Below are 25,014 nucleotides of genomic sequence, written 5' to 3'. Positions count from 1 at the left end.
GAGCTTCAACGGCCGCCGTGCGGCCCAGGAACGTGGCTGGACTCGCCGGTTTCGGTGGGCAGCTGATGCGATGCCGGCTGGGCCAGTTCCTGAAGAATGCCGCAGTGGCTGGAGGCGGTCTCGCCGTTGCAGCGCGAACGCAGCTTGGCCAACGCTTCCCGCAGGGCCACGAGCTGCTCGATGCGGGCGTCGACGTGGGCCAGGTGGTCGTCGATCAGGCCGTTGACCGCAGTACAGGGCTGGCGCGGACGGTCGTGATAGTCGAGCAGGGTGCGGATCTCGTCCAGGGTCATGTCCAGCGTGCGGCAGTGACGGATGAAGCGCAGCCGCTCGGCATGGGGCTCCGCATAGAGGCGATAGTTGCCGCTGGAGCGAGCAGGCTCGGGCAGCAGCCCCTCGCGTTCGTAGTAGCGGATGGTTTCCACCGCGCAGCCGGTGCGGGTGGCCAGCTCACCGATTTTCATGTGGGGCCTCATCAATCGCTTGACCCTGTAGCAACTACAGGGTGTGTCATGAGATTAGCCCATGACACGGAGACTTACCATGAGCGAACATACCTGCTGTTCCAGCCACGGCGACACCACTCGTCCCAGCGCCAAGCCAAGACCGAGCGCCCCTCCCCCCGGTACGCAGCCGCTGCAACTATATATCGAGGCGATGGACTGCCCCACCGAAGAGGGCTTGCTGCGCCGCGCGCTGGAGGACATGCCGGGCATCGAGCGGCTCGACTTCGATCTTGTCAATCGCGTGCTGACGGTGCACCACCGCAACGTCATGGAAGACACCATCGAGCGCCGTATCGCCTCCGCAGGCATGGGCGCACGGCGCCACGATCCGGCCCAGCGCATGCCGACGGCAAGCAGCACGGGGAACTGGTGGAAGCTGGGCGCCGCCGCGATGCTGGCCCTGGCCGCCGAGGCCAGCCACTGGTTGGGACTCGCCGAGCCCTGGCTGGCCGCCGCGCTGGCACTCACGGCCATCGCCCTGGTCGGCCTGCCGACCTGGAAGAAAGGCTTCATTGCCCTGCGCCATCGCACCCTCAACATCAATGCGCTGATGAGTGTGGCGGTGACTGGCGCCCTGCTGATCGGCCAGTGGGCCGAGGCGGCCATGGTGCTGGTGCTGTTCACCCTGGCCGAGCGCATCGAGGCACGTTCGCTGGGTCGCGCGCGCAACGCCATCCGCGAGCTGCTCTCGCTGGCCCCGGAGAGCGCCAGCGTGCGCCAGCCCGACGGTACCTTCCTCAGCATGCCGGCCAGCGACGTCGCCGTGGGCAGCCTGGTTCGGGTGCGCCCCGGCGAGCGCCTGGCGCTGGACGGCAGCGTGACCGAGGGTCACCCGGCGCTGGACGAATCCCCCATCACCGGTGAGAGCCTGCCGGTGGACAAGGCCCCCGGTGCCGCCGTGTTCGCCGGCAGCATCAATCAGGGCAGCGAGTTTCTCTACCGCACCACCCGTGCGGCAAGCGACACCACCCTGGCACGCATCATTCATACCGTGGAGCAGGCCCAGGCCAGTCGCGCCCCCACCCAGCGCTTCATCGACCGCTTTGCCGCCGTCTATACCCCAGCAGTGTTCGCCATCGCCCTGCTGGTGGCACTCACCTGGCCACTGCTGTTCGGCGTCAGCTGGTTCGACGGCATCTACCGCGCCCTGGTACTGCTGGTGATCGCCTGCCCCTGCGCGCTGGTGATCTCCACCCCGGTCACCGTGGTCAGCGGCCTGGCTGCCGCCGCCCGTGCGGGGATCCTGGTCAAGGGTGGCAACTTCCTGGAGCTGGGCCATCGCCTGGTCGCCATCGCCTTCGACAAGACCGGCACCCTGACCCAGGGTCGCCCCTCGCAGCGCAGTTGGCACCCCCTCGACGGCGCGCTGGACATGCTCGACCGTGAGCGCCTACGAGCGCTGGCAGCAGGCCTCGCCGCTCGCTCCTCACACCCGGTGTCGGCGGCATTGACGCGTGCTGCCGAGGCCGATGGCATCACGCCGCTGGACGTGAGAGACGTGCGCGAACTGCCCGGCCGCGGCGTGGTGGCAAGCCACGACGGTCGCACGCTATGGCTCGGCAACCGTCGGCTGATGCGGCAGTTCGCGGCGCTGGACGACACCTTCGACGCGCATCTCGCCGAGCATGAGGCGCGTGGCGAGACCCTGGTGATCCTCGGTGAGGAGACCCGCCCACTAGCGCTGTTTGCCGTGGGCGATCCGCTGCGTGAAGAGAGCCGCGAGGCCATCGAGTCGCTGCACCGGCTGGGCGTGATCACGCTAATGCTGAGCGGCGACAACCCGACCAGCGTGGCCGCCGTCGCCGCCCAGGTGGGTATCGACGAAGCGCATGGAGGGCTGCTGCCCGAGGACAAGCTGGCAATGATCGAGGCACGAGCTCAGCAAGGACGGGTGGGCATGGTGGGCGATGGCATCAACGACGCCCCGGCGCTGGCCCGCGCCGATATCGGTTTCGCCATGGGCGCACTGGGCAGCGATGCCGCCATCGAGACCGCCGACGTGGCGCTGATGGACGACGACCCGCGCCGCCTGGCCGACTTCCTGCATCTCTCGCGGAATACGCACAGGGTGCTGATGCAGAACATCGCCATCGCCCTGGGCCTCAAAGCGGTGTTCATGGTGCTTGCCTTCACCGGCCACGCCACCCTGTGGATGGCGGTGTTCGCCGACATGGGCGCCAGCCTGATCGTGGTGGCCAATGGCCTGCGTTTGCTGCGGATCAACCGGGCCCCTCGCTAGCGCAGCACGCGGCGAATCAGGAAGGGGGCGATCACCTCGAAGACCACGGTGGAGGCCACCACCGCCGAGAGCAGCAGCGAGCGGTGCTCGGGAAAGCGCTCGACTACCAGCAGCGCCATGCCCATGGCGATGCCGGCCTGGGGCGTCAGCGCCAGGCCGATGTCCCGCGGCAGCTCGCCCCCTCGCCCTGTCAACTGCACGCCCAGGGCGCCGCCCATCAAGCGCCCGGCCAGGCGCAGCACGATGTAGGCCAGTGTCAGCCACAGTGCCGCTCCCATGTAGTCGAGGTCGACGTGAGCCCCGGAGAGCACGAAGAAGAACACCAGGAACGGCCACTCGATGTGCTCGATCTGGCGGAACGAGCGGGTGTGGTGGGAGGAGAAGTTGGCCACCAGGGCACCAGCCAGCATCGCCGCCAGCAGCCCCGACACGTCCAGCCAAGTGGAGAATCCCGTCAGCAGCAGGATCAGCGCGAAGGCCTCGACCTGGGTCGGCTCCCCCGGCCGTAGGCGGCCGGTCAGCCAGGCCGCCGGCAGGCCGATGGCCAACCCCAGCAGCAGCGCCCCACCCAGCTCCCAGCCGGCATAGGCCAGCGCCAGACTACCGTCGCCGGTGAGCTGCCAGCCGAGTAGTGCAATGGCCAGCCCGAACAGCAGGATGCCCCAGGCGTCGTCGACGGCGACCATACCCATCAGCAACCTTGCGCGCAGGCGGTCATCGCCCCGCGCTTGGACTTCGTCGCTGATCTCGGCCGGCTCAGTGGCCACCGAGATGGCGGCCAGGGCCACCACCACCACCAGCGGGAAGCCCAATAGCCATAGCCCCACCCCAACCAGCAGCGCCCCGCTGAGCACGATGGACAGCGAGATCGCCACCATCAGCCAGCCATTGCGCCGCAGCCGCGCCACGGTCAGCTCGCCACCGAGCAGAAACGACACCAGCACCAGCGCCAGGTGGATCAGCGGCTCGCTCATCGCGCCCAGCGGCGCGCTGCCATCCTGCCCCAGCAGCAGCTGCTGTACCCTTGCCCAGACCACCCCGACCAGCACCAGCAGCGAGATACGCGGCAGGTGCCAGCGCCTGGCCAGCGCATCCACCCCGATGCTAATGCTCAGGATAATGCCCAGCAGGATCAGGTTGGCCGACCCCGCGCTGAGTTCGGCCATCGGCCACTGCCAGGTTTCACTCGCGGTCATGCAGCGAGCCTAGCGAGCCTGCTGCATGAAGTTCAAGATCCAGCGTACCGTCAGCTCGGCATCCAGCGGGGCATCCAGGGAGTCGAGCCCCTCATCGACCCGCGCCTCGCCAACCAGGTCACGGCGCAGCTGCATCAGGTCGCGGGAGTAGGGCTTGGCGAACTCCGGGTGCCCCTGCACGCCGAGGAAATGCTCGCCGACCTGCATCAGGTAGTGGGGGCAGAAGTCGCTGCCGGCCAGCACCCGTGTCTCCGGCGGCAGCCGCTCGACCTGGTCCTGGTGGCTGACCAGCAGATCGAGATTGGGCTGCCACGGCTGCATCCAGTCGGTGCGGGCATTGACGCAGTTGAACGACATGCCCACCCCCCAGCCCCGTGGGCTCTTGACCACCTCGCCGCCCAGCGCCTTGGCGATCAACTGATGGCCGAAACAGATGCCAACCAGCGGCTTGCCGGCGTCCCATAGCTCGCGCACGAACTCGCACAGCGTATCGACCCATGGCAGGCCGTCGTTGACACCGAACTTGGAGCCGGTGGTCAACCAGGCGTCGGCGGCGTCCACGTCGTCGGGGATCTCGCCGTCGAGGCAGCGCCACACGCGGAACTCGAGGCTCGGGTCGATGCGCTTGAACAGCGCCTCGAACATCTCCGGGTAGTTGCCGTGAGTCGCGATCAACTCCGGCGCCACGTCGTCACACTGCAGCAGCCCTATGCGCATCGCCCGACCTCCTGAGTCCATGCTTCGCGACCATCAATCAAAGACGTCCCTCCACCGCCGCGACGAAGATGTCGCGATACTGATTGGCGTCGAAGGCGATCGGGTTGGTCCCCGAGGAGGGGTCGGCCACCGCCATCTGCCCCACCTTGTCGGCCTGCTGGGTATCGATCTTGAGCTCGGCCAGGGTATGCGGAATCGCCAGCCGCTCGCGCAGCTCCAGCACCCAGTCGATCACCGCCGCGGTTCCCGGCTGGCGCAGATCGAGGTAGCGCCCCAGGCGCACCATCGGCTCGCCGATGACACGCTCGTTGGCGCGTAGCACATAGGGCATCAGGATCGCATTGAGGGTGCCGTGGTGGGCGTCGTACAGCGCCCCCAGCGGATGCGCCAGGGCGTGCATCGCGCCCAGGCCACGCTGGAAGGCGGTGGCGCCCATGCTCGACGCCACCAGCATGTTCATGCGCGCCTCGAGGTCGCTGCCGTCGGCGTAGGCCCGCGGCAGGTAGTGGCAGACCCGGCGCATGCCCTCGACGGCGATGCCCTCGGCCATGGGGTGATAGAGCGGCGAGCACCACGCCTCTAGGCAGTGAGACAGCGCGTCCATGCCAGTGGAAGCGGTCAGCGTGGGCGGCAGGCCGGCGGTCAGCTCGGGGTCGAGGATCACCGTGGCCGGCACCATGCCGGGATGGAAGATGATGCGCTTGACATGCTCGACCTCGTCGGTGATCACCGAGGCGCGCCCCACCTCGGAGCCGGTACCCGCGGTGGTCGGCACCGCGACGATGGGCGCGATGGCGTCGGCGTCGGCATTCTTCCAGTTGTCGCCGACATCCTCCAGCGACCACAGCGACAGGCCCTCACGCTGGTTGGCCATCAGCGCCACCGCCTTGGCGGCGTCGAGCCCCGAGCCACCGCCGAAGGCGATCACCCCGTCGTGGCCGCCGTCGCGGAAGGCGGCCATGCCGTCGAGCACGTTCTTGCCGGTGGGATTGCCCTTGATCTCGCTGAACACGGCGATGCCCAAGCCGCTGTCGTGGCAGGCCAGCACGATGTCGCGCACCATCGGCAGGATGGCGAGGCCAGGGTCGGTGATCAGCAGCGGCGCCTTCATGCCCAGCGCCTGGCATGCCGCGGGCAGCTCGCGGATGCGCCCGACCCCGGTGAGGATATTGGCGGGGTAGTTCCAGCCCATGTGGAACTGGCTCATGTCCTGGTTCATCGGCGACTCCTAGGCGTGCTTGAGATGGAAAGACTTGGGCCGGGTCAGCGTCTCGTAGCCGAGTCGCGACAGCGAACAGCCGCGCCCCGACTGCTTGACGCCGGTCCAGGCCAGCTCGGGATCGAGGTAGTCGCAGCGGTTGGTGAACACCGTACCCGCCTCCAGGCGCTGCGCCAACCGCTCGCCGGCCGCCATATCGCGGGTGAACACCGCCGCGGTGAGGCCGAAGGCGCTATCGTTCATCATCGCCAGCGCCTCCTCGTCGGACGCCACCGGCATGATGCCGACTACCGGGCCGAAACTCTCCTCGTGCATCACGCGCATCGAATGGTCGACGCCGGTCAGCACCTGCGGCGCCAGGTAGGCGCTCCCCGGCACCGACAGCGGGTAGTCACCGGGATCGATCCACGCCCTGGCCCCGGCGGCCACCGCCTCCTCGATCTGGCCGCGCACGAAATCCGCCGCCGCCGGGCGTACCAGCGGGCCAAGCGTGGTGGCCGGGTCGCTGGGGTTGCCCAGCCTGAGCTGCTTGACCCAGGCCACCGCGCGCTCGACGAAGGCGTCGAAGATCGCCTGATCAACGTAGATACGTTCGATGCCGCAGCAGCTCTGCCCCGAGTTGAAGAAGGCGCCGTCCATCACCCCTTCCACCGCGGCATCGAGGTCCACGTCGCCGCGAATATAGGCCGGGTCCTTGCCGCCCAGTTCCAGGCCAGTGGCAATGAAGCGGCCGGCGGCGTTGCGCTCGACCATCGCGCCGCCGGCCACCGAGCCGGTGAAGGAGACGTGGTCGATCCGCCGGTCGCGGATCAGCTGTTCGGTGGCCGCATGCGACAGATGCAGGTGTTGGAACACCCCCTCGGGGAGGCCCGCGGCATCGAAGGCCTGCTGGATGCGCTCGGCACACAGCGGGGTCTGGGCGGAGTGTTTGAGGATCACCGTATTGCCGGCCATGATCGCCGGGACGATGGCGTTCACCGCGGTCATGAACGGAAAATTCCACGGCGCGACGATAAACGACACGCCCAGCGGCTCGCGGGTGATATAGCGGGTAAAGCCCGGCTTATCGGCCAGCCGAACCGGCGCCAGCGCCGCCTCGGCCAGGCCGATCATGCCCCTGGCGCGCTCCTCGAAGCCGCCGATTTCGCCACCCGCGGCGCTGATCGGGCGGCCCATCTGCCAGGTCAGCTCGCTGGCGAGCTCATCGCGCCGGGCGACGAAGGCGTCGACCATCGCCGAGCACAGCCGAGCGCGCTCGGCGATCGACGTCTCGCGCCAGCTGCGCTGGGCGCTGGCCGCCCGCGACAGAGTGGCGTCGATCTGTGCCGGATCGGCCAGCTCACGCTCGACGTAGACCGAGCCGTCGACCGGAGATATCGTCTTCTGTATGGGCATACGCGTCTCTTTCCTTCCAGTAACGAGTGACAAGGCTCAGTTCACTTCTATCCGACACTCGGCTCGCGGCTATCCCGTCGCCGCTTATCACTTCGAACGGCTCTGCCTCTGCAGAGCACTGAGCGAGCTCAAATAATCTCGAAATAACGATCCAACTCCCAATCGGTTATATGGCGTCGGAACTCGCGCTCCTCCCACTCGCGGGTCGCCGCGAAGTGCTCGACGAAGTCGTCGCCGAACAGCGCCCGGGCCGGTTGCGACGCCTTGAGGCGCTGGGCGGCCTCCCACAGGGTGCGCGGCAGCGCCTGGTGCTCGGGGTGGTCGAGTTCGTAGGCGTTGCCGCGTACCTGCTCGTCCGGCTCGAGGCGTTGCTGAATGCCGTAGAGGCCCGCGCCGATGGCCGCGGCCAGCGCCAGATAAGGGTTGGCATCGGCGCTGCCGAGACGATACTCGACGCGCTGCGACTTGGCACTGCCGGGAATCACCCCCAGCGCCGTGGTGCGGTTCTCGACCCCCCAGGTTGCCTCGGTAGGTGCCCAGAAGCCGGGGATCAGCCGCGTGTAGCTGTTGATGGTCGGCGCGAACATGGCCAGGAACTCAGGCATCAGCTGCTGCTGCCCGGCCACGAAGTGGCGCTGCACGTCGCTCATGCCATAGGGCTTGTCGGCATCGAAGAACGCCGATTCGCCGCTCTCGGCGTGGCTCAGCGACAGGTGGATATGGCCGCTCTGACCGGGATAGTCCGGCGACCACTTGGCCATGAAGGTGGCCATCAGGCCGCGGCGCTGCGCCCACACCTTGGTGAAGGTCTTGAACAGCGCGCCCTTGTCGCCGGCGGAGAGGGCCTCGTCGACGCCGATGGCCGCCTCGAGTACGCCGGGGCCGGTCTCGGTGTGCAGCCCCTCGATGGGGAAGTCCATGGCCTCGGAAAGCGCCAGCAGCTCATGATAGAGCTCGGCGTGCACCGAGCTTCTGAGCATCGAGTAGCCCATCATGTCCGGGGTCAGCGGGGTCAGGTTGCGAAAGCCCTTGTCGCGAATCGACTCCGGGGTCTCGCGGAACATGAAGAACTCGTACTCCAGCGAGCCATGGGCCTTGAAGCCCATCGTGCTGGCCTGATCGAGCACCCGCCGCAGCAGCCCGCGTGGGCAGATCGCCTCGGCCTTGCCGCTGAACTCGGCGAGAAACAGCAGCATATCGCCCTCCGCTGGCACCTCGCGGCAACTCTCGGGGACGATGCGCAGCTGGGCGTCCGGGTAGCCGGTATGCCAGCCGGTGTACTTGACGTTGTCGTAGAGCTCATCCTTGCTGTCCCAGCCCAGCACCACGTCGCAGAACGCGAAGCCCTCGTCCAGGGCGTGGAAGAACTTGTCGCGACGCATGTACTTGCCGAGCATCACGCCGTCCATGTCGAACATGCCGACCTTGACGTGGGTCAGGCCACGCGCCTCGACCAGGCGGCGGGCCTCGTCGGCGCGGGTGATGTGTCGGGGTGATAATTGACTCATGGCAGCTTCCTTAGTGGGCCAACGATCGTTAGGCGGCAGGTATGCGGGGCGGGCAGTGCCCGCCCCAGGCATGCCTTAACTGTAGCGGTAGGGAGGCCCTGCCTGCTGCATGGTCTCGCGGTACGCCTTGAGTATCTCCACCACCCGGGCACTGCGCTCGCTCTGCTCGGCGATCTCGTCCCAGAATGCCAGCGCCTCGTCTTCGAGGGTCTGCCACTCCTCCTCGGGGATCGAGGTGAGCTCGAGCTTGCCGCCGGTGGTGCGGTAGTGCGCCTCGCCCCACCAGTACCAGTGCTGCCGGTAGTAGTGCGAATTGTCCATGCACAGCTTGAACAGCATCTGCAGGTGCTCGGGCACTTCGTTCCAACGCTCGCTGTTGGCGAAGTAGGAGCCGGCCCAGGCGCCGGAAATGTTGTTGTTCAGATAGTAGTTGCTGACATCGGCCCAGCCCACGGTGTAGGCCTCGGTGATCCCCGCCCAGGCGATGCCGTCGAGTTCACGTGTCTGCATGGCGACCTCGATGTCCTCCCACGGCAGAGTCACCGGGACCACCCCGAAGCGGCTCAGGAAGCGCCCGGCGGTGGGGAAGGTGAAGACGCGCTTGCCGCGCAGGTCGTCGAGGCTGCGAATCGGATCGCGGGTGACGAAGTTGCAGGGGTCCCAGGAACCGGAGCCGAGCCAGGTCACGCCGTCGATCTCGTCATAGGCCTCTTCCCAGATCTCCTTGAGGCCGTAGTGGTGGAACAGCGCCGGCACGTCGAGGCTGTAGCGCGAGGCGAACGGGAAGTAGCCGCCGAACACCGATACATCCACCGGGGCGTTGATCGAGTCGTCATCGCTCTGCACCGCGTCGATGGTGCCGCGCTGCATGGCGCGGAACAGTTCGCCGGTGGGCACCAGTTGGTCGGCATAGTAGAGCTCGATCTCCATCTCGCCGTTGGCGGCCTTGTTGAAGGCGTCGATGGAGGGTTTGATGACATGGGCCGCCAGCGCCGGTCCGGCGTAGGTCTGCATGCGCCAGCGGATCGGGCTCGACTGGGCGTGGACGTAGGGCGCGCCGACGCTGGCCGCGCCAACGGTGGCGGCGGTGGCCACCCCGGCCTTCTTGAGGAAATTGCGCCTGTTGTGATCGGTCATGAGACTTCTCCCTTGGGTTGTTGTTGTTACCACTTCGTTCACCGCTTGCTCGCGGCGGTTATCGCGGCCCGTCGCCGGGCATACTCGCGTCTTATCCGTAGTAGAGTTCGGGTAGCCACAGCGCCAGCTGCGGGAAGGCGGTGATCAGCCCTAGCCCTAGCACCATGATTGCCACGAACGGCCACACGCTGCGGTAGATGTCCATCAGCGTCACTTCGGGGGGCGCCATGGCCCGCATCAGGAACAGGTTGTAGCCGAACGGCGGCGTCATGTAGGCGATCTGCACGGTGATGGTGTAGAGCACCCCGTACCACACCGGGTCGAAGCCCAGGCTCATCACCAGCGGCACGTAGAGCGGGGCGACGATCACCAGCATCGCGGTGTCGTCGAGGAACATGCCCATCAGGATGTAGGAGAGCTGCATCATCAGCAGGATCTCCCAGGGGCCGAGCCCCATGCGGTCGAGGAACACGTTCTCGATGGCACGCACCGCGCCGAGACCGTCGAACACCGCGCCGAAGCAGAGTGCGGCGAGAATGATCCACATGAACATGCAGCTGATGCCCAGGGTGCGGCGCACCGTGACCTCGATCACTGCACGGGTCAGGCGCCCCTTGATCAGCGCCGCCAAGGTCGCGGCGAAGGCGCCATAGGCGGCACTCTCCACCAGGCTGGTGACGCCCATCAGGAACAGCCCGGTCATCGAGAAGAAGATCAGCAGCGGCAGGATGCCGGCGCTCAACAGCTTGAGCTTGGCGCCCAGCGCCATGGTGCGCTCCTCGGCGGGCAGCGCTGGGCCCAGGCTCGGCTGCAGCCGGCAGCGCACCACGATATAGATCACGAACATCGCCGCCAGGATCAGCCCTGGAATCGCCCCGGCCAGCCACAGCTTGCCTACCGGCTGGCGGGCGATCATGCCGTAGAGCACCAGCACCACGCTGGGCGGCACCAGGATGCCCAGTGAGCTTCCCGCCTGGATCACCCCGGTGACCATGATCTTGTCGTAGCCGCGGCGCAGCAGTTCGGGCAATGCGATGCTGGCGCCGATCGCCATGCCCGCCACGCTCAGGCCGTTCATCGCCGAGACCACCACCATCAGGCCGATGGTGCCGATCGCCAGGCCGCCTCTGAGCGAGCCCATCCAGACGTGAAACATCTCGTAGAGATCGCCGGCGATACCCGACTCCGAGAGCATGTAGCCCATGAATACGAACAGCGGCAAGGTCAGCAGCGGGTACCAGTTCATCAGCACGAAGCTGGCGTTGAACGGCATCTCCACCCCGCCGTCGCCCCACAGCAGCAGCGCCGCGGCGGCGCCGACGAAACCGATCACCCCGAACACCCGCTGGCCGGTCAGCAGCAGCAGCATCATGGTCGAGAACATCAGCAGCGCGATCATCTCATAGCTCATGCCGTGTCCTCCCCGTCGATGGGACGCCCCAGCGCGGCGCCGAGATCGCGGAAGAAGGTGGCGAAGGCCTGCAGCAGCATCAGCACGATGCCGAAGCACATGATCAGCTTGATCGGCGCCAGCGGCGGCGCCCAGGCGGAGTGATTGCGCTGACCGTAGTCCAGCGCATACTGGGTGCTGGAGATCCCGCCCAGCAGCAGGGTGACCAGGAAGGTGATCAGAAACAGGATGGTGACGGCATCCACTGCGGCCTGGGTGCGCGGCGACCAGCGGCTATAGAACAGGTCCATGCGCACGTGGGCGCCCATCTGCATGGCATAGGCACCGCCCAGCAGGTAGTAGCTGGCGAGCATGAACTGTGACATCTCCACGCCCCACAGCAGCGGCGCATTGAGCACCGAGCGCGAGAATGAGGCGTAGAGCAGCAGCCCCATCATGATGAAGATCATGTACATCACCAGCCGTCCCACCCCACGGGTGAGCCGCTCTACCCAGCGGACATAGACGCATATTGTTGTTGGCATTGGGGGGTAATTCCCGCGTCGTGAATCGAGTGATAGTCAGTCTTGGACGCGGTTTGGCGATCTGGCAAAGAGCATCGGTGGCGTCGACGCCGCGGCTATCGGAAAAATCGATAGTGCACGCTCAAGGCGCATCAGGCGGGCTGCGATGCGCCGGCTCAGGGCTGGGTCGCGACCTGTGGCGAGAGCCACGGCAGGCCGCGCTCGAGCTCCTGGCGAAAGCGCAGCTCCAGCAGGCGGCGGGCATCGCGGGCCAGCTGTGCTGGCAGGTCGCCGAGTTCGTCGCGCCTGGCGACCAGCGTCAGCTCGCGCTGCAGCGGTGCCACCGGCAGCGGCGCCACCCGCACCTGCAAGGTATCGAGGCCGGCCTGGAAGAGGCATAGCGGCGTGGTGATGGTCCAGCCGGCGCCGGCGCTGACCAGGCGCAGCACGGCGAAGGTGTTGTCGAGGTGCAGGCGCGCCGGCAGCTCCAGCCGGTTGAGCCGCAGGTGGCGCTCGATGGCCTGGCCGATCAGCGACTGCGGCGTGTAGCGCACGAAGTCGAGCTGGCGAGTCAGCCAGCGCAGGTTGTCGAGGGGCCCCGTCCAACTGGCCGGGGCTACCAGCACGAAGGGCTCGCGCAGCACCGCATGGCGCTCGAGGCCGTCGTAGTTTTCGAGGCGGTCGTCAGAGACGATGAAATCGACATGCCGGGTCAGCAGAGCGTGGCTGTGCATATGCGACAGCCCGGTGGTCAGGGTGTAGTCGCGGGTATGGCGCTTGATCAGTTCGATCAGCGGCTGGCCCACCGCCGTGGCCAGCGAGTCGACCAGCGCCAGGCGCACCTGGTGCAGCTGGCCGAAGGCGCCGGAGACCAGTTCGCGGCGGGTGCTGCGCGCCTCGTCGAGCAGGCGCCGGGCGCGGTCGTAGAAGAAGCGCCCGGCGGCAGTCGGCTCCAGCGGCCGAGCGTTGCGCTTGAACAGGCTGACGCCGAGCCCCTCCTCGAGGGTGGCCAGGCTCTGGGACACCGACGACTGCTTGAGCCCCAGGCGCCGCGCCGCGGCGCTCTGGCTGCCCTGCTCCAGGGTCTCGACGAAGATTTCCATGCTGCGTAGATCAAACCCGAAGCCGCTGCGCATCCCAGTGTCCTTGAATTCAGAGCACTCGCCGATAGCCGCTCCGCTCAGAACTGATCCGTCGGCAGGCCTTTGAGGAGGCGCTGTAAACCCATCCCTGGGCGCTACCTACGCCATCCATGGCGTAGAACCTCCTCGTCGGCCTGCCCCCGGCGTTCTTCGCTAACAGGCAATTGCGATCACCCTGCCTTGAATAAGCTGCCCTTGACCCACCGCGTCTTGCAACAGAGTATCGTTTAAGGACGATCAGGCCCAGCCTGACGGGAGGATCCCATGCCCCATCTACTCTTCGTGTACGGCACCCTCAAGCGTGGCTTCGCCAACCATGCCGGCTACCTCGGCGAGGCAGAATTCCTCGACTTAGCGGTGACCTGCGAGCCCTTTCCGCTGGTGCTCAACGGCCCGCGCTTCTCGCCGGTGCTGGTCGATGCCCTGGGCCGTGGCCTCAAGGTCCAGGGCGAGCTGTTCCGGGTCGATTCGCCAACCCTGGATGAACTCGACCGGCTGGAGCGGGTCAATGAGCGCGACGGCTATCGCCGCCGCCGGCTGGCGGTCGCCGACCCGAGCGGCCAAGTGCGCGCCGCCTGGAGCTACCTCAAGCCGCCCAGTTGGGTGGAAGACGTGAGAAGCGAGCCTCTGGCGGTGTATGATGACGACCGCTATCGACCCAGGCCCGACGCCTGACCCAACGTTTCCTACATGACTGCCCCCATCGCTACAACCCGGAGGTAACGATGAGCGCAACGGCAAGCGCCGTCCCCGACACTTTTCGACCCGCCTCGGCCTGGACCGCCTGGGGCCAATGGCTGGCCCTGGCGACCATGACCATCGATCACCTGACCCGCTACGTGGCGCCCGACAGTTGGCAGCTCGACTGGGCCGGCTCCTCAATCGGCCGCATCGCCTTCCCGCTGTTCGCCGCCATGGTCGCCTGGCACGGGCTGTTCAACACCCGCAATCCGCAGCGCTATGCGCGGCGCATCCTGATCATCGGGCTCGCCGCTCAAATTCCCTACATGATGATGCCGCGGGCCTCGGACGCCTTGATCCTCAACGTCTGCTTCACGCTGGCGGCGGGGCTGGCCGGCGGTGCCTGGCTGCGCGAGCTGGCGACCCGGCAACGCCGCGGCGAGCTGGCCGCGCACTGGACGGCTCTGGGCGCCGCGGCCACGCTGGTGGTCTGGTACCTGCTCGGCGACTGGGTCGAGTATGGCCACAACGGCCTGCTGCTGATCCCGCTGCTGATGTTCGCCATGCACCACCTCAGCCAGGCCGGTAGCCACCTGTCGGCACGCCTGCTGGCCGCTGCGGCCGCGTTCCCGGCGCTGTGGGTGGCGGGCCAGATGAACGCCTCGGACATGGCCAAGTCGTTCACCGTGGCGACCTGTCTGGCGGTACTGCTGCTCGCCGCCGGCGCCGCACAGCGCGTGCCGCCGCTGGGCACCCTGATGCCGCGGCGGCTATGGCTAGCCTGGTATCCCGGCCACTTCGCGCTGATTGCCGCGTGGCTGTGGGTTATGGGCGCCGCGAGCTGGCCACTGGCCTAACGCGCTCCTAGGGCCAGCTATAGACCCCGCGGTTGAGGCCGTCGCGCATCGCCGAGATCACCTTGGCGCCGCGCAGGGTGGCGCCGCTGAAGCCGTCCACCTCGTCGACCACGCGCTCGGGCTCGTAAAGAGCGAAGATCGAGGTCAGGGGCTCGCCCTCCAGCCACTCGGTGATGCGGCGATGCTGCACCATCACCGGGTACAGGTCCGCATCCTCCTCCAGGGTCAGGTAGTCGACGCCGCGATAGGCGAGATGGCGGAAATTCACATCGCTCAGGTGGCCATCGCGCAGGTCGAAGGTGATATTGACCTGAATCTCGCCGCGGTCGGTGAACACGCCGCGGTAGTGGCCGTCCAGCGGCTGTCCGAGCATGGCGCGGTGCAGACGCTGATCCTCAGCGGGAGACGGTGCGGCAGCCGCCGCTTCCTGCTCCATCGGCTGATCCTGCTCCTCGCTAGGCAACTCGCCGGTATCGGCGCTTTCCAGCGGTTCGCCCTGGTCGTCGACCAGCCGCCCGATGCGATAGTTCTCCAGCTGGCGCTCGGCGGCCGGGCTATGTGGCCGCCCGGGGCTCTTGTTGTCCCACGCCTCACTGGATTCACGTCCGCACCACTCGAGGATCACCTCTTCCTCGGTGGGGTGGTCGGGGACGTAGTCGGTGATGTCGTAGACGCCACCGTGAATGGCCTTCCAGCAGCTCTCGGCGCTAGCGTGCTCGGCCAGCTCGTCAAGGGTGATATCACGCTCGTCGCCGGCGCTGTCGGCCTCGTCCGACGAGAGCGCCTGCACCGAGACCAGGGTGCCGATACTGGCCAGGAAGGCGATAAAGGCACTATAGGCAATCTTGTTCATAGGAAATCGAAGACCTCGCAGTGGATACGCGATGCCGGCACGCCCTGGGCGGCGAGCAGGTCACGCAGGTGGCCGATCATCCCGGGCGGGCCGCACAGGTAGATCTCGCGGTCGGCGTAGTCCGGGCAGTGGTGGCGCAGGAAGGATTCGCTGAGCGGCCCCTGCTCACGGTAGAAGTGGGCGGTTACCGTCAAGCGCTCGACCTCCTCGGCGCAGCGGGTGAGCTCATCGAGGTAGTAGGCACGGTCGGGGCCGTTGGCCAGGTAGAACAGCTGGGCATGACGTCCTTCATCTTCAGCAGCCATTCCCCTGGCTGCGCTGACGAATGGTGTGATGCCGATGCCGCCGCCGAGCCACAGCGCGTCTCGCTGAGGATAGTCCACGGCGAAGAAGTCGCCGTAAGGCCCCTCGAGCATCGCCCGACTGCCCACACTGACGGTCTGCAGGGCATGGCTGGCATCGCCGAGATCCTTGATGCCGAGCCTCAGCAAAGGATCATCCGGGGCCGAGGCAATGGTGTAGGGGTGCTCCTCGCCGCGTCCCGCGGTCAGCGATTCGTCGAGCGGGGTGAGATAGACGAACTGGCCGGGGCGATAGCTAAGCCCGCGAGCCTCCGGCCTCAGGGCAATTTCCACCACGCCGCGGGCCAACGACTCGACGCTCTCGACCCGGTAAGCGTGGCGGGCAAGCGACGGCGACAGCAGCTTGCGCCACACCATGGCACCCGCGCCAAGGGCGCCGAGCAGCCACCACGGCCAGGTCTCCCCCGCCAGCGGCAACGCGTGGCCCAGCGCCAGCAGCAGCGCCGCTGCCGACAGCATATGCAGGCGCTTCCAGCGCTGGTAGTCGAGCCGGCCGAAGAACTGGAAGGTCGGCGCCAGGAAGATCACCATCGCCAGCCAGGCCAGCCAGCCGCTCCACAGTGCCAGCTGCGACAGCGGCGGAAACAGCGTCAATATCGCCACGTCTAGGCCCGCCGGCACCCGCGCCAGGCCGAGCGCCAGCACGTGCAGCATGATCAGGATAAAGGCGCTGAAACCGAGCAGCCGGTGCAGCTGCCAGAGCCGGTCGAGCCCGCCGAACCAGCGGTCGAATCCCGGCAACCGGATGCTCAGCGCCGCGGTCACCAGCAGCATGGCCAGTCCCAGAATACCGCTGACGCGCCCCACCCAGCCGAGCAGCGCCGCCGCCTCCCCCGGCGGCCAGCCCAGCCTCGGCGCCGCTACCACCAGCGGCACCAGCAAGGCCATGATCAACAGCAGATCACCGCGTTGTATTCGGTAACTCATGGCACCTCCCTTGCCCACATGTTGCCGAGCGACAGCCAATGCGCAGACTGCCCCCGTTCAGGCGCTCTTGTGCCACACTGAACCGGCATCAGCATGGTCATCAGGGCGATACCGCCCACCCAAGCCATAGCCGCATCACGCCTCACCCTGTCGAACGCTACCTGACAGTGTCGCCGATAGGCGCCAGTCATCAAGGCCTACATCACGTTGTTCGCCCCATCTTGATCTGTGTCAGAGAAATCCGCTCAGAGGCGCCCATACTGAATGCGACAATGCTACTAACTTATCTTAGGCTGGAGATCATATGGAAAGTCACGACAACGGCGCTAGGTCCTGGCTGGTCCTGGGGCTTCCGCTTGCCCTCGGGCTGGCCTGGGTGACCCAGGGCACCGGGGTGGTAGAGAACGACCTCGAACGCAATATCTGGATTCCCGATGAGCTGACCATGCCGCTGCAGGTGCAGGCCGCCTACAACGGCGAGCAGATCTTCTTCCGCTATCGTTGGCCGGCATCTCAGCCCCATGTCTATCACGACATGCTGCGCTACGAGGACGGTGAGTGGATTCGCCACGGCAGTTCGGTTGCAGGGCCCGATCCCGCCGGCACCTACGAGGATCGAGTGGCGATGCTGGTCGACGATGGCGGCGTCCCCGACTTCGGGCGCTATGGCGGTTACATCACCGTCGGCGACCAGATGCGCTTCTTCAGCAACTCCGCCTCGCCGGCTGACGTGCGCGCCCATCCTCATCTGGGCGAGACTCTCGGCGAGAGCGATGTCCGCAAGTACCTACCCGCGACCCGGTCAAACCAGAATGACTGGCGCAGCGTAGTCGACGCGGATGTGCTGCAAGCCCAGCGGGAGGCCGGCTACTTCCTGGATCTCTGGCACTGGCGCGCCGGGCGCTCCAATGCCATCGGCGCCTCCGATGACCAGTGGGTCGGCGAATATCGCCACGGCGATGCCGGCGGCGGTCCCTTCACCACCAACTGGGATGGCGATAACAACCGGCCGCGCTGGATGCTCGACCCCGAGCAGACCGGTCAGCGATCGCTGCGCTGGGAAGATGTGACCTCAGGGGGCGTCGATTTCGACGGCATCTACTACCTTTCCGAGGACAACCGGACCGACTTCGACCCCGACCACGACTGGCAGAACGGTGATGTGATCCCGCGGCGCCTGCTGCGGGAGCCGGCCGGCTCCCGCGGCGATATCATGGTGCATGAAGGCCCTGCCCGCTGGGCGGACGGCTACTGGGACGTGACCCTGGTACGAGACATGGACACCCGAAGCCCACTGGACGACAAGGCGTTCCGTGAACAGGGCGTGTACGACATCGGCATCGGCGTCTATCGCAACGCCACCGGGAGCCGCTGGCACTACGTATCGCATCCCTACACGGTAGGCCTGGGACGCGAAGCCGACTTCCAGGCACGGGCCTTCGAGGGGGACTCCCCGGACTGGTCGACTGACTGGTTCGAGATGACGCTCTTCTATCCCGGGCAGGTCGACTGGCCGCTGTTGATCAGCCGTGCTCACGCCGGCGCCGAAGATATCGCCGAAGGCAAGCCAGTCAGGCCACGCCACAGCGAGAAGCAACTCGCCCTCTACGGGGTAGAGATGGAGTTCAACGACGCCATCACGACCCGCTGGTGGATGACTCTTATCGCCGGCCTGATCGCCATGCTCGGCGTCACCTTGGCGCTACTACCTTCCTTCCGCCAGACTCATCAAGGAGACCGCTCATGACCGGCACTCACGCTATGCTTTCTCACTTCCCGATCGGGTTCTGGGCGCTGGCCACCCTGATGATCCTGGTCGGCGCCTTCCTGCCCGGCAAGATGGCTGAGCTCAGCCGCGCCGCCCTGCTGCCGGTACTGGTGCTGAGCCTGCTAGGTGCCGTGGCGACCCTTACCATCGGCTTCTTGATCTGGCCAATGGAGGCCAACCTGGCCAGCCCTCTGGCACGCAACCATATCCTGATGGCGCTCTGGTCACTGGGCATCTTCACCATGCTCACCGTAGTGGTGTGGCGAGCCGGCGCCTCGGCTTTCGACGGTGCCCGGCGCTGGGCCCTGGTAGTCCCGGCCCTGACAGGGGCATTGATGTTCGCCTCCGCAGGCACCCTGGGTGGCCACCTGGTGGGCGCCACCACGGCGTTCTCTGCGGTGCTCGGCCTGATGGGATGGGAAGTCTATACCACCTTCTACAGCCCGCTCTGGGTCATCGCCGTGATGTTGATTATCGGCATCGCACTGGGGGTGCTCGGCTTCATGAGCCAGCGCAGCCGCCGCTGACAGCGGCCTCACCCTCCCCCACCGGCAGGGCCCCGCTTCGGCGGGGCCCTCGTCGTTTGCGCCTCTGTAACCGAAGTGACTCCATCCAGACACGCTGATGTAACGCCGCCGGGGCAAGCTCTCCCACCGAGATACCCAACCTCATCCGTGGAGAGCCCCCATGACCCAGCATCAGCACCCCGGCCACGTCGACCCCGTTCTCGCCGCCGGCGACGAGCCCATGAGTAACGCCTCGGCCAACGGCTACTTCGGCGATATCCTCGAGGCGCGCATCAGCCGCCGCGCCATGCTGCGCGGCAGCCTTGCCGCCGCCGTGGCCGGCGCCATGGCCACCCAGCTGCCCTTCGGCAGCGCCTTCGCCGCCGGTGGCGCCAGCGCCCCGGCGCCGAGCCTCGGCTTCAAGGCCATTCCGGTCAGCGCCGCCGACAGCGTGGTGGTCCCGGAGGGCTACCGGGTCAGCGCCATCCTGCCCTGGGGCACCCCGATCAGCGGCGACATGCCGGCCTTCTCGCTTGACGCCAGCGGCGAGGCCCAGGGGCACCAGGTGGGCAGCCACCACGACGGCGTGCACTTCTTCCCGCTGGAGGGCAGCTCCCGGGACGGCCTGCTGGTGATGAACCACGAGTACGTGGAGCCGCGCTTCCTGCACGCCGCCGCCGCGGGCCTGGCGCTGGACCGCAACGGCTTCCCCCAGAACGCCGACGGCAGCCGCGACGACGACCAGGTGCTCAAGGAGCTCAACGCCCACGGCGTCAGCGTGGTGCGCATCCGCGAGGGCAGCGACGGCCAGTGGCAGGTGGTCGAGGACGCCCGCAACCGCCGCATCACCGGCCTGACCCCGATGCGCCTCGCCGGCCCCGTGGCCGGCACCGAGCATGTGGTGACGAAGTACAGCCCGGACGGCACCATGACCCGCGGCACCCTCAACAACTGCGCCCACGGCGTCACCCCCTGGAACACCTACCTGGCCGCCGAGGAGAACTGGGCCGGCTACTTCGCCAACAGCGACGCCGAGATCGATCGCCGCCAGGCCCGCTACGGCATTCAGACCCGCGACACCGGCCGCTACCAGTGGCACCGGGCAGAGAGCGGCGCCGACGAGTTCGTGCGCTTCGACGCCAGCAGCCGCGGCGCCACCCCCGCCGAGGACTACCGCAACGAGCCCCACGCCTTCGGCTGGATGGTGGAGATCGACCCCCTGGACCCGGCGGCCACCCCGGTCAAGCGCACCCACCTCGGCCGCTTCGCCCACGAGGGGGTGATCTTCGCCCCGGCGGTGGAGGGGCAGCCGGTGGTGGCCTACTCCGGCGACGACGCCCGCTTCGAGTACATCTACAAGTTCGTCTCCGCCCGCCCCTACCACGCCGCCACTGCCGACGGCTCCCTGCTCGACGAGGGCACCCTCTACGTGGCCAGGTTCCATGAGGACGGCCGCGGCGAGTGGCTGGCCCTGGCCCCGGGCGAGAACGGCCTCACCCCGGAGAACGGCTTCGCGGATCTCGCCGATATCCTGGTCAACACCCGCGCCGCCGCCGACCAGGCCGGCGCCACGAAGATGGATCGCCCCGAGTGGGGCGCGGTGGACCCGGCCACCGGACAGGTCTACTTCACCCTGACCAACAACACTCGCCGCGAGGCGGGCGACGAGGACGCCGCCAACCCCCGCGCCGAGAACCACTTCGGGCATATCATCCGCTGGCAGGAAGAGGGCAGCCACGCCGGCACCCGCTTCGCCTGGGACCTCTTCGTGCTGGCCGGGGACGGCGACGACAGCCAGCCGATCCTCGCCGGCGAGCCCCTGGGTCAGGAGGCGATCTTCGCCAACCCCGACGGCCTGTGGATCGACGCCGACCGCCGGGTGTGGATCCAGACCGATATCAGCGAGTCGGTGATGAACACCGGTATCTTCGAGGTGTTCGGCAACAACCAGATGCTGGCCGCCAACCCCGAGACCGGCGAGATCCGCCGCTTCCTCACCGGCCCCGTGGGTCAGGAGATCACCGGCGTGGTGACCACCCCGGACCAGCGCACCATGTTCGTCAACGTCCAGCATCCGGGCGCCACCACCGAGGCCGAGGCCTTCGCCGCAGGCGAGCTGGTGAGCCACTGGCCGGACGGCGGCAGCGCCATCCCACGCTCGGCGACCCTGGTCATTACCCGGGAGGACGGCGGCATCATCGGGGCCTGACGGCCTAGTGTTCTGAAACGAGCGGCCCCGCCAGATGGCGGGGCCGCTTGCGTTGCCGATGCCGATGGGGAGAGCCGTTCAGTCGGCCTTCTCGAAGCTGAAGCGGGGCTCGGGGGCCTCGGGCAGCAGGGCCGCGCAGGCGCGCACCCGCGCCATCAGCGCCTCGTGGGTCGGCGCCACCAGGTTGACGTGGGCCAGCTTGCGCCCGGGGCGCTCGCTCTTGTCGTAGCGGTGCAGGTGGGCGTCCGGCAGGGCGAGGATCGCCGCCGGGTTCCCCTCGCGGCCGATCACATTGACCATGCAGGTGGGCATCCGCGCCGCGGTATCGCCAAGCGGCAGGCCCTGGATGGCGCGCAGGTGGTTCTCGAACTGGCTGGTCACCGCACCGTCCATGGTCCAGTGGCCGGAGTTGTGCACCCGCGGCGCCATCTCGTTGGCCAGCAGGCTGCCGTCGGCGCACTGGAAGAGCTCCAGGGTCAGCACCCCCACGTAGTCGAGCTCGTCGAGCAGCGCGCGGATGTAGCCGTCGGCGGTCTGCTGGACGCTGTCGTCCAGGTCCGGCATGGGCGCCACGGAATAGCGCAGGATGCCGTCCACGTGCTGGTTCTCGGCCATGGGGTAGAAGACCACCTGGCCGTCGCGGCCGCGCACGGCGATGATCGACACCTCGCGCACGAACTCCACGAAGGCCTCGACGATCAGTCTGGGATGGCCGATGGCGCGCCAGGCTTCCGCCGCCTCGGCGGGGTCGCGGATCACCGCCTGGCCCTTGCCGTCGTAGCCTTCGGTGACCGACTTGGCCACCACCGGACAGCCCAGCTCCCGGGCCGCGGCCTCGAGCTCATCGGCGTGCTCCACCAGGCGGTAGGTGGGGGTGGGAATGCCCAGGCGGTCGAACAGCGCCTTCTCCTCGGCGCGGTTCTGGCAGACGCGGATCGCCTCGCTGGAGGGATAGACCGGCTTCACCTCCTCGATGGCCTGGACCAGGGAGACCGGCAGGTGCTCGAACTCGTAGGTGACGAGGTCCACCTTCGCCAGGAAATCGTCGAGCAGATGGTGCTGGTCGGTATGGATCAGGACCTCCCCGATCCCGGCGCTGGGGTGGCCGGTGGTATCGAGGAAGGTGAAGCGGTTGGCCAGCGGGTAGCCGGCCAGGGCCAGCATGCGGCCGAGCTGGCCGGCACCCAGGACGCCGATGTTCATGGCTTTTTCCACGACATTCTCCTCACTCGTCTCTCTATCAGGGCTGGGCTATCAGGGCTCGGGACGGGGATCGGGGTTGTCGAGCACCGTCTGCGTCTGCTCGGCACGGAACGCCTCCACCGCACCACGCACCGCCGCATCCTGCAGGCCGACGATCTGGGCCGCCAGCAGGCCGGCATTGGTGGCGCCGGCCTTGCCGATGGCGAGCGTGCCCACGGCGATGCCGCCCGGCATCTGCACGATGGAGAGCAGCGAATCGAGCCCCTTGAGCGCCTTGGACTCCACCGGCACGCCGAGCACCGGCAGCGCGGTCTGGGAGGCCACCATGCCCGGCAGGTGGGCCGCGCCGCCGGCGCCGGCCACGATCACCTGAAGCCCCCGGTCGGCGGCGGGCTTGGCGTAGTCGAACAGCAGGTCCGGCGTGCGGTGGGCGGAAACGACGCGGGTCTCGAAGGGCACACCCAGGCGTTCGAGCATCGCCACGGCGTGTTCCATCACCGGCCAGTCGGACTTCGACCCCATGATCACGCCAACCTTCGGCGACTGTTCGGACTGCATCGATGCTCCTCGGCGACTGCCTGTTCAGGATAGAGAGTGCGGGAAGGAAAGCCGCACATTCTAGCCGTGCGGCCCTCCCCCGTCACCTTGACCGGCTGGACAGCGCCCCCTCCCGCCGGCTGGCCAGCCAGTTGGCACCGATGGCCAGGACCATCACCGCCACCCCGGCGGCCTCCACCAGGAAGTTCGGCCAGAACACCGCCACGATGGCGCCGGCGATGGCGATGCGCGGCAGCCACGACATCCGCGTGAACAGATACCCCTCCAGCGCCGCGGCGAAGGCCCCCAGGGCGAGGATCGCGATCAGGCCGTTCCAGGCCACCACCGCCCAGGGGGCGCCCACGATGATCTCCGGATTGAAGACCATGAACAGCGGGATCAGGTAGAGCCCCTTGGCGAACTTCCAGGCCTGGAAGCCGGTCTCCATGGGCCTGGAGCCGGCGATGGCCGCCCCGGCGAAGCCGGCCAGCGCGATGGGGGGCGTCACGTTGGAGTCCTGGGAGTACCAGAACACCACCAGGTGGGCGATCAGCAGCGGGATGCCGAACTCGGCGGTCAGCGCCGGGCCCACCAGCACGATCAGCACGATGTAGCTGGCGGTGACCGGTAGGCCCATGCCCAGCACCAGGCTGGCCAGCAGCACCAGGATCAGCGCCAGCACGATGTTGCCGCCGGAGAAGGCCAGCATCATGGCGGAGAACTTCAGGCCGAGCCCGGTCAGGCCGACGATGCCGACGATGATGCCCGCCACCGCACAGGCCATGGAGACCGCCACGGCGTTGCGCGCGCCGAGCTCGAGGCCCTGTACCAGCTTCACCCAGCCGGCCCAGACCACGGACCCGACCCGGGCCAGGGTCACCTTCTCGCCCTGGCGCGGGGCGACGAACAGGAACCAGATGGCGTAGCGCAGCACGGCCACGGCCAGCATGGTGACCACCGCGTAGAAGCCTACCCGCATGGGCGACATGTGCATCACCAGCAGCCACACCAGCACGCCCAGCGGCAGCAGGAAGTGCCAGCCCTCCTTCATCACCTCGCGCACCTGGGGCAGCTCGCTCTTGGCCATGCCCTGCATGCCCTGCTTGAGGGCGATGATGTGTACGAAGAGATAGACGGTGGCGAAATACATGATCGCCGGCAGGATGCTGATCTTGACGATCTCGATGTACGGCGTATTGGTATATTCGGCAATCAGGAAGGCACCCGCCCCCATCAGGGGGGGCGTGATCTGCCCTCCGGTGGAGGCCGCCGCCTCGATGCCCCCGGCCTGCTTGGGCTTATAACCCAGGCGCTTCATCAGCGGGATGGTGAAGGCGCCGGTGGTCACCACGTTGGCGATGGCGCTGCCGGAGATGGAGCCCATGCCGGCGGAGGCGATGACCGCCGCCTTGGCGGGCCCCCCGCGCTGGCGTCCGGTGGCGGCGTAGGCCAGGTCGATGAAGAACTTGCCGGCGCCGGTGATCTCGAGGAAGGCGCCGAACAGCACGAAGATGAAGATGTAGGTGGCCGCCACGCCCAGCGGCAGGCCGAAGATGCCCTCCTGGCCCAGGTAGAGCTGGCCCACCACACGGTCGATGTTGTAGCCGCGATGCTCCAGGATGCCGGGCAGCCACTGCCCGAGCCACGGCAGCTCGCCCCGCGGGCCGGCGAAGGCGTAGAGGATGGCCACGGCACCGATGATGGTCATGCCCAGGCCCACCGCGCGGCGGCTGGCCTCCAGCACGGTCAGGGTGGCGATGCAGCCGACGATGATGTCGGTCTGGCTCCAGAACCCGGCACGGCGGAAGATCTCGTCCAGGTAGATCACCAGGTAGCCGCCGGTGAGCAGGGCCCCGGCCAGGAACAGGCAGTCGATGGTCCAGCCCAGCACGCCGCGCTTGCGGTGGGGGCCGAAGACCGGAAAGATCAGGAAGGCCAGCACCATGATCAGCATCAGGTGGATGCTGCGCTGGTAGAAGAGTCCCAGCGGCTGGATGCCGGCCGAATAGAGCTGGAACAGGGAGAGCCCCACGGCCACCAGGGTGATCAGCCAGAGGATGGAGCGCGCCTGGATGGCGCCTCCCCCAGGCACGGTGACCTCGGGCGCAGTGGCGGCAGGCTTGGCGGATTCGCTCATG

The 25,014-nt window shown here is 67.5% G+C and carries 21 protein-coding genes; 6 read left to right on the top strand and 15 right to left on the bottom strand.

The annotated features are described in order from the left end of the window. Nucleotides 1–5 precede the first annotated feature (5 nt). On the bottom strand, nucleotides 6–464 hold the full coding sequence (gene cadR / locus B6N23_RS13425; RefSeq protein WP_305499766.1) for a Cd(II)/Pb(II)-responsive transcriptional regulator: 459 nt from the start codon (nucleotides 462–464) through the stop codon (nucleotides 6–8). Between the two features lie 79 nt (nucleotides 465–543). On the opposite strand from cadR, the gene B6N23_RS13420 reads away from it, so the two are divergent. Continuing rightward, on the top strand, nucleotides 544–2,745 hold the full coding sequence (locus B6N23_RS13420; protein ID WP_305499764.1) for a heavy metal translocating P-type ATPase: 2,202 nt from the start codon (nucleotides 544–546) through the stop codon (nucleotides 2,743–2,745). Here the strand turns inward: B6N23_RS13420 and B6N23_RS13415 are convergent. From B6N23_RS13415 to B6N23_RS13375, 9 genes are all read right to left on the bottom strand, one after another. Then, nucleotides 2,742–3,941: a cation:proton antiporter gene (locus B6N23_RS13415; RefSeq protein ID WP_305499762.1), complete on the bottom strand. Its 1,200-nt coding sequence runs from the start codon at nucleotides 3,939–3,941 to the stop codon at nucleotides 2,742–2,744. The genes B6N23_RS13420 and B6N23_RS13415 overlap by 4 nt on opposite strands. A 9-nt stretch (nucleotides 3,942–3,950) precedes the next feature. Beyond that, entirely contained in the window at nucleotides 3,951–4,658 is a 708-nt protein-coding gene (locus B6N23_RS13410) for a glutamine amidotransferase-related protein (protein ID WP_305499761.1), read from the bottom strand. Between the two features lie 37 nt (nucleotides 4,659–4,695). Then, nucleotides 4,696–5,877 (bottom strand): iron-containing alcohol dehydrogenase, encoded by a 1,182-nt coding sequence (locus tag B6N23_RS13405; RefSeq protein WP_305499760.1) that lies wholly within the window; start codon nucleotides 5,875–5,877, stop codon nucleotides 4,696–4,698. Nucleotides 5,878–5,886: 9 nt separating this feature from the next. Then, a complete protein-coding gene (locus tag B6N23_RS13400; RefSeq protein WP_305499757.1) occupies nucleotides 5,887–7,272 on the bottom strand; it encodes an aldehyde dehydrogenase family protein in 1,386 nt (461 codons plus the stop codon). 128 nt (nucleotides 7,273–7,400) lie between these two features. Further along, nucleotides 7,401–8,780, bottom strand: a complete 1,380-nt coding sequence (locus tag B6N23_RS13395; RefSeq protein WP_305499755.1) for a glutamine synthetase family protein — start codon at nucleotides 8,778–8,780, stop codon at nucleotides 7,401–7,403. 75 nt (nucleotides 8,781–8,855) lie between these two features. After that, complete coding sequence (locus B6N23_RS13390; RefSeq protein ID WP_305499754.1) at nucleotides 8,856–9,917, bottom strand: TRAP transporter substrate-binding protein; 1,062 nt, start codon at nucleotides 9,915–9,917, stop codon at nucleotides 8,856–8,858. 91 nt (nucleotides 9,918–10,008) lie between these two features. After that, nucleotides 10,009–11,328: a TRAP transporter large permease gene (locus B6N23_RS13385; protein ID WP_305499753.1), complete on the bottom strand. Its 1,320-nt coding sequence runs from the start codon at nucleotides 11,326–11,328 to the stop codon at nucleotides 10,009–10,011. Continuing rightward, the gene (locus tag B6N23_RS13380) at nucleotides 11,325–11,852 is read right to left on the bottom strand and encodes a TRAP transporter small permease subunit (protein WP_305499749.1); all 528 of its coding nucleotides are present in this window, start codon (nucleotides 11,850–11,852) and stop codon (nucleotides 11,325–11,327) included. The genes B6N23_RS13385 and B6N23_RS13380 overlap by 4 nt, the downstream gene beginning before the upstream one ends. 155 nt (nucleotides 11,853–12,007) lie before the next feature. Beyond that, nucleotides 12,008–12,967, bottom strand: coding sequence for a LysR family transcriptional regulator (locus B6N23_RS13375; RefSeq protein ID WP_305499746.1), 960 nt, complete (start codon nucleotides 12,965–12,967; stop codon nucleotides 12,008–12,010). A 270-nt stretch (nucleotides 12,968–13,237) separates the two neighbouring features. On the opposite strand from B6N23_RS13375, the gene B6N23_RS13370 reads away from it, so the two are divergent. Next, on the top strand, nucleotides 13,238–13,648 hold the full coding sequence (locus tag B6N23_RS13370; protein ID WP_305499744.1) for a gamma-glutamylcyclotransferase family protein: 411 nt from the start codon (nucleotides 13,238–13,240) through the stop codon (nucleotides 13,646–13,648). 50 nt (nucleotides 13,649–13,698) lie between these two features. Then, entirely contained in the window at nucleotides 13,699–14,511 is an 813-nt protein-coding gene (locus B6N23_RS13365; RefSeq protein WP_305499742.1) for a TraX family protein, read from the top strand. Nucleotides 14,512–14,518: 7 nt separating this feature from the next. Here B6N23_RS13365 and B6N23_RS13360 read toward each other — a convergent pair whose 3' ends face one another. Continuing rightward, nucleotides 14,519–15,364: a cytochrome b5 domain-containing protein gene (locus B6N23_RS13360; protein ID WP_305499734.1), complete on the bottom strand. Its 846-nt coding sequence runs from the start codon at nucleotides 15,362–15,364 to the stop codon at nucleotides 14,519–14,521. Further along, nucleotides 15,361–16,653: a ferredoxin reductase family protein gene (locus B6N23_RS13355; RefSeq protein ID WP_305499730.1), complete on the bottom strand. Its 1,293-nt coding sequence runs from the start codon at nucleotides 16,651–16,653 to the stop codon at nucleotides 15,361–15,363. Before B6N23_RS13355 ends, B6N23_RS13360 begins: the two co-directional genes overlap by 4 nt. Before the next feature lie 304 nt (nucleotides 16,654–16,957). Here B6N23_RS13355 and B6N23_RS13350 point away from each other — a divergent pair, with 304 nt between their 5' ends. The 3 genes from B6N23_RS13350 to B6N23_RS13340 all read left to right on the top strand — a co-directional run bounded on the left by B6N23_RS13350 (nucleotide 16,958) and on the right by B6N23_RS13340 (nucleotide 21,136). Continuing rightward, nucleotides 16,958–18,400 carry an ethylbenzene dehydrogenase-related protein gene (locus tag B6N23_RS13350; RefSeq protein ID WP_305499727.1) on the top strand — a complete coding sequence of 481 codons (1,443 nt, stop codon included), beginning with the start codon at nucleotides 16,958–16,960 and terminating at the stop codon, nucleotides 18,398–18,400. After that, the gene (locus B6N23_RS13345; protein ID WP_305499724.1) at nucleotides 18,397–18,948 is read left to right on the top strand and encodes a DUF2231 domain-containing protein; all 552 of its coding nucleotides are present in this window, start codon (nucleotides 18,397–18,399) and stop codon (nucleotides 18,946–18,948) included. Before B6N23_RS13350 ends, B6N23_RS13345 begins: the two co-directional genes overlap by 4 nt. A gap of 160 nt (nucleotides 18,949–19,108) precedes the next feature. Further along, entirely contained in the window at nucleotides 19,109–21,136 is a 2,028-nt protein-coding gene (locus tag B6N23_RS13340; protein ID WP_305499721.1) for a PhoX family protein, read from the top strand. A gap of 78 nt (nucleotides 21,137–21,214) precedes the next feature. On the opposite strand, the gene B6N23_RS13335 is transcribed toward B6N23_RS13340, so the two are convergent. From B6N23_RS13335 to B6N23_RS13325, 3 genes are all read right to left on the bottom strand, one after another. Then, a complete protein-coding gene (locus B6N23_RS13335; RefSeq protein WP_305499717.1) occupies nucleotides 21,215–22,339 on the bottom strand; it encodes a 5-(carboxyamino)imidazole ribonucleotide synthase in 1,125 nt (374 codons plus the stop codon). A gap of 51 nt (nucleotides 22,340–22,390) precedes the next feature. Next, the gene (gene purE, locus B6N23_RS13330) at nucleotides 22,391–22,897 is read right to left on the bottom strand and encodes a 5-(carboxyamino)imidazole ribonucleotide mutase (RefSeq protein ID WP_305499713.1); all 507 of its coding nucleotides are present in this window, start codon (nucleotides 22,895–22,897) and stop codon (nucleotides 22,391–22,393) included. 82 nt (nucleotides 22,898–22,979) lie between these two features. After that, nucleotides 22,980–25,013: a TRAP transporter permease gene (locus B6N23_RS13325; RefSeq protein WP_305499711.1), complete on the bottom strand. Its 2,034-nt coding sequence runs from the start codon at nucleotides 25,011–25,013 to the stop codon at nucleotides 22,980–22,982. Between the last annotated feature and the right edge of the window lies 1 nt (nucleotide 25,014).

Source organism: Halomonas alkalicola (assembly GCF_030704205.1).
GTDB lineage: Bacteria > Pseudomonadota > Gammaproteobacteria > Pseudomonadales > Halomonadaceae > Halomonas > Halomonas alkalicola.
Note: the sequence above shows the minus strand (reverse complement) of the source record. Positions and strands in the feature narration are given on the sequence as shown.

Excerpts from the sequence above, each read along its gene's own strand:
- cadR (WP_305499766.1), bottom strand. The coding sequence starts at position 464 with ATGAAAATCGGTGAGCTGGCCACCCGCACCGGCTGCGCGGTGGAAACC.
- B6N23_RS13420 (WP_305499764.1), top strand. The coding sequence starts at position 544 with ATGAGCGAACATACCTGCTGTTCCAGCCACGGCGACACCACTCGTCCC.
- B6N23_RS13415 (WP_305499762.1), bottom strand. The coding sequence starts at position 3,941 with ATGACCGCGAGTGAAACCTGGCAGTGGCCGATGGCCGAACTCAGCGCG.
- B6N23_RS13410 (WP_305499761.1), bottom strand. The coding sequence starts at position 4,658 with ATGCGCATAGGGCTGCTGCAGTGTGACGACGTGGCGCCGGAGTTGATC.
- B6N23_RS13405 (WP_305499760.1), bottom strand. The coding sequence starts at position 5,877 with ATGAACCAGGACATGAGCCAGTTCCACATGGGCTGGAACTACCCCGCC.
- B6N23_RS13400 (WP_305499757.1), bottom strand. The coding sequence starts at position 7,272 with ATGCCCATACAGAAGACGATATCTCCGGTCGACGGCTCGGTCTACGTC.
- B6N23_RS13395 (WP_305499755.1), bottom strand. The coding sequence starts at position 8,780 with ATGAGTCAATTATCACCCCGACACATCACCCGCGCCGACGAGGCCCGC.
- B6N23_RS13390 (WP_305499754.1), bottom strand. The coding sequence starts at position 9,917 with ATGACCGATCACAACAGGCGCAATTTCCTCAAGAAGGCCGGGGTGGCC.
- B6N23_RS13385 (WP_305499753.1), bottom strand. The coding sequence starts at position 11,328 with ATGAGCTATGAGATGATCGCGCTGCTGATGTTCTCGACCATGATGCTG.
- B6N23_RS13380 (WP_305499749.1), bottom strand. The coding sequence starts at position 11,852 with ATGCCAACAACAATATGCGTCTATGTCCGCTGGGTAGAGCGGCTCACC.
- B6N23_RS13375 (WP_305499746.1), bottom strand. The coding sequence starts at position 12,967 with ATGCGCAGCGGCTTCGGGTTTGATCTACGCAGCATGGAAATCTTCGTC.
- B6N23_RS13370 (WP_305499744.1), top strand. The coding sequence starts at position 13,238 with ATGCCCCATCTACTCTTCGTGTACGGCACCCTCAAGCGTGGCTTCGCC.
- B6N23_RS13365 (WP_305499742.1), top strand. The coding sequence starts at position 13,699 with ATGAGCGCAACGGCAAGCGCCGTCCCCGACACTTTTCGACCCGCCTCG.
- B6N23_RS13360 (WP_305499734.1), bottom strand. The coding sequence starts at position 15,364 with ATGAACAAGATTGCCTATAGTGCCTTTATCGCCTTCCTGGCCAGTATC.
- B6N23_RS13355 (WP_305499730.1), bottom strand. The coding sequence starts at position 16,653 with ATGAGTTACCGAATACAACGCGGTGATCTGCTGTTGATCATGGCCTTG.
- B6N23_RS13350 (WP_305499727.1), top strand. The coding sequence starts at position 16,958 with ATGGAAAGTCACGACAACGGCGCTAGGTCCTGGCTGGTCCTGGGGCTT.
- B6N23_RS13345 (WP_305499724.1), top strand. The coding sequence starts at position 18,397 with ATGACCGGCACTCACGCTATGCTTTCTCACTTCCCGATCGGGTTCTGG.
- B6N23_RS13340 (WP_305499721.1), top strand. The coding sequence starts at position 19,109 with ATGACCCAGCATCAGCACCCCGGCCACGTCGACCCCGTTCTCGCCGCC.
- B6N23_RS13335 (WP_305499717.1), bottom strand. The coding sequence starts at position 22,339 with ATGAACATCGGCGTCCTGGGTGCCGGCCAGCTCGGCCGCATGCTGGCC.
- purE (WP_305499713.1), bottom strand. The coding sequence starts at position 22,897 with ATGCAGTCCGAACAGTCGCCGAAGGTTGGCGTGATCATGGGGTCGAAG.
- B6N23_RS13325 (WP_305499711.1), bottom strand. The coding sequence starts at position 25,013 with ATGAGCGAATCCGCCAAGCCTGCCGCCACTGCGCCCGAGGTCACCGTG.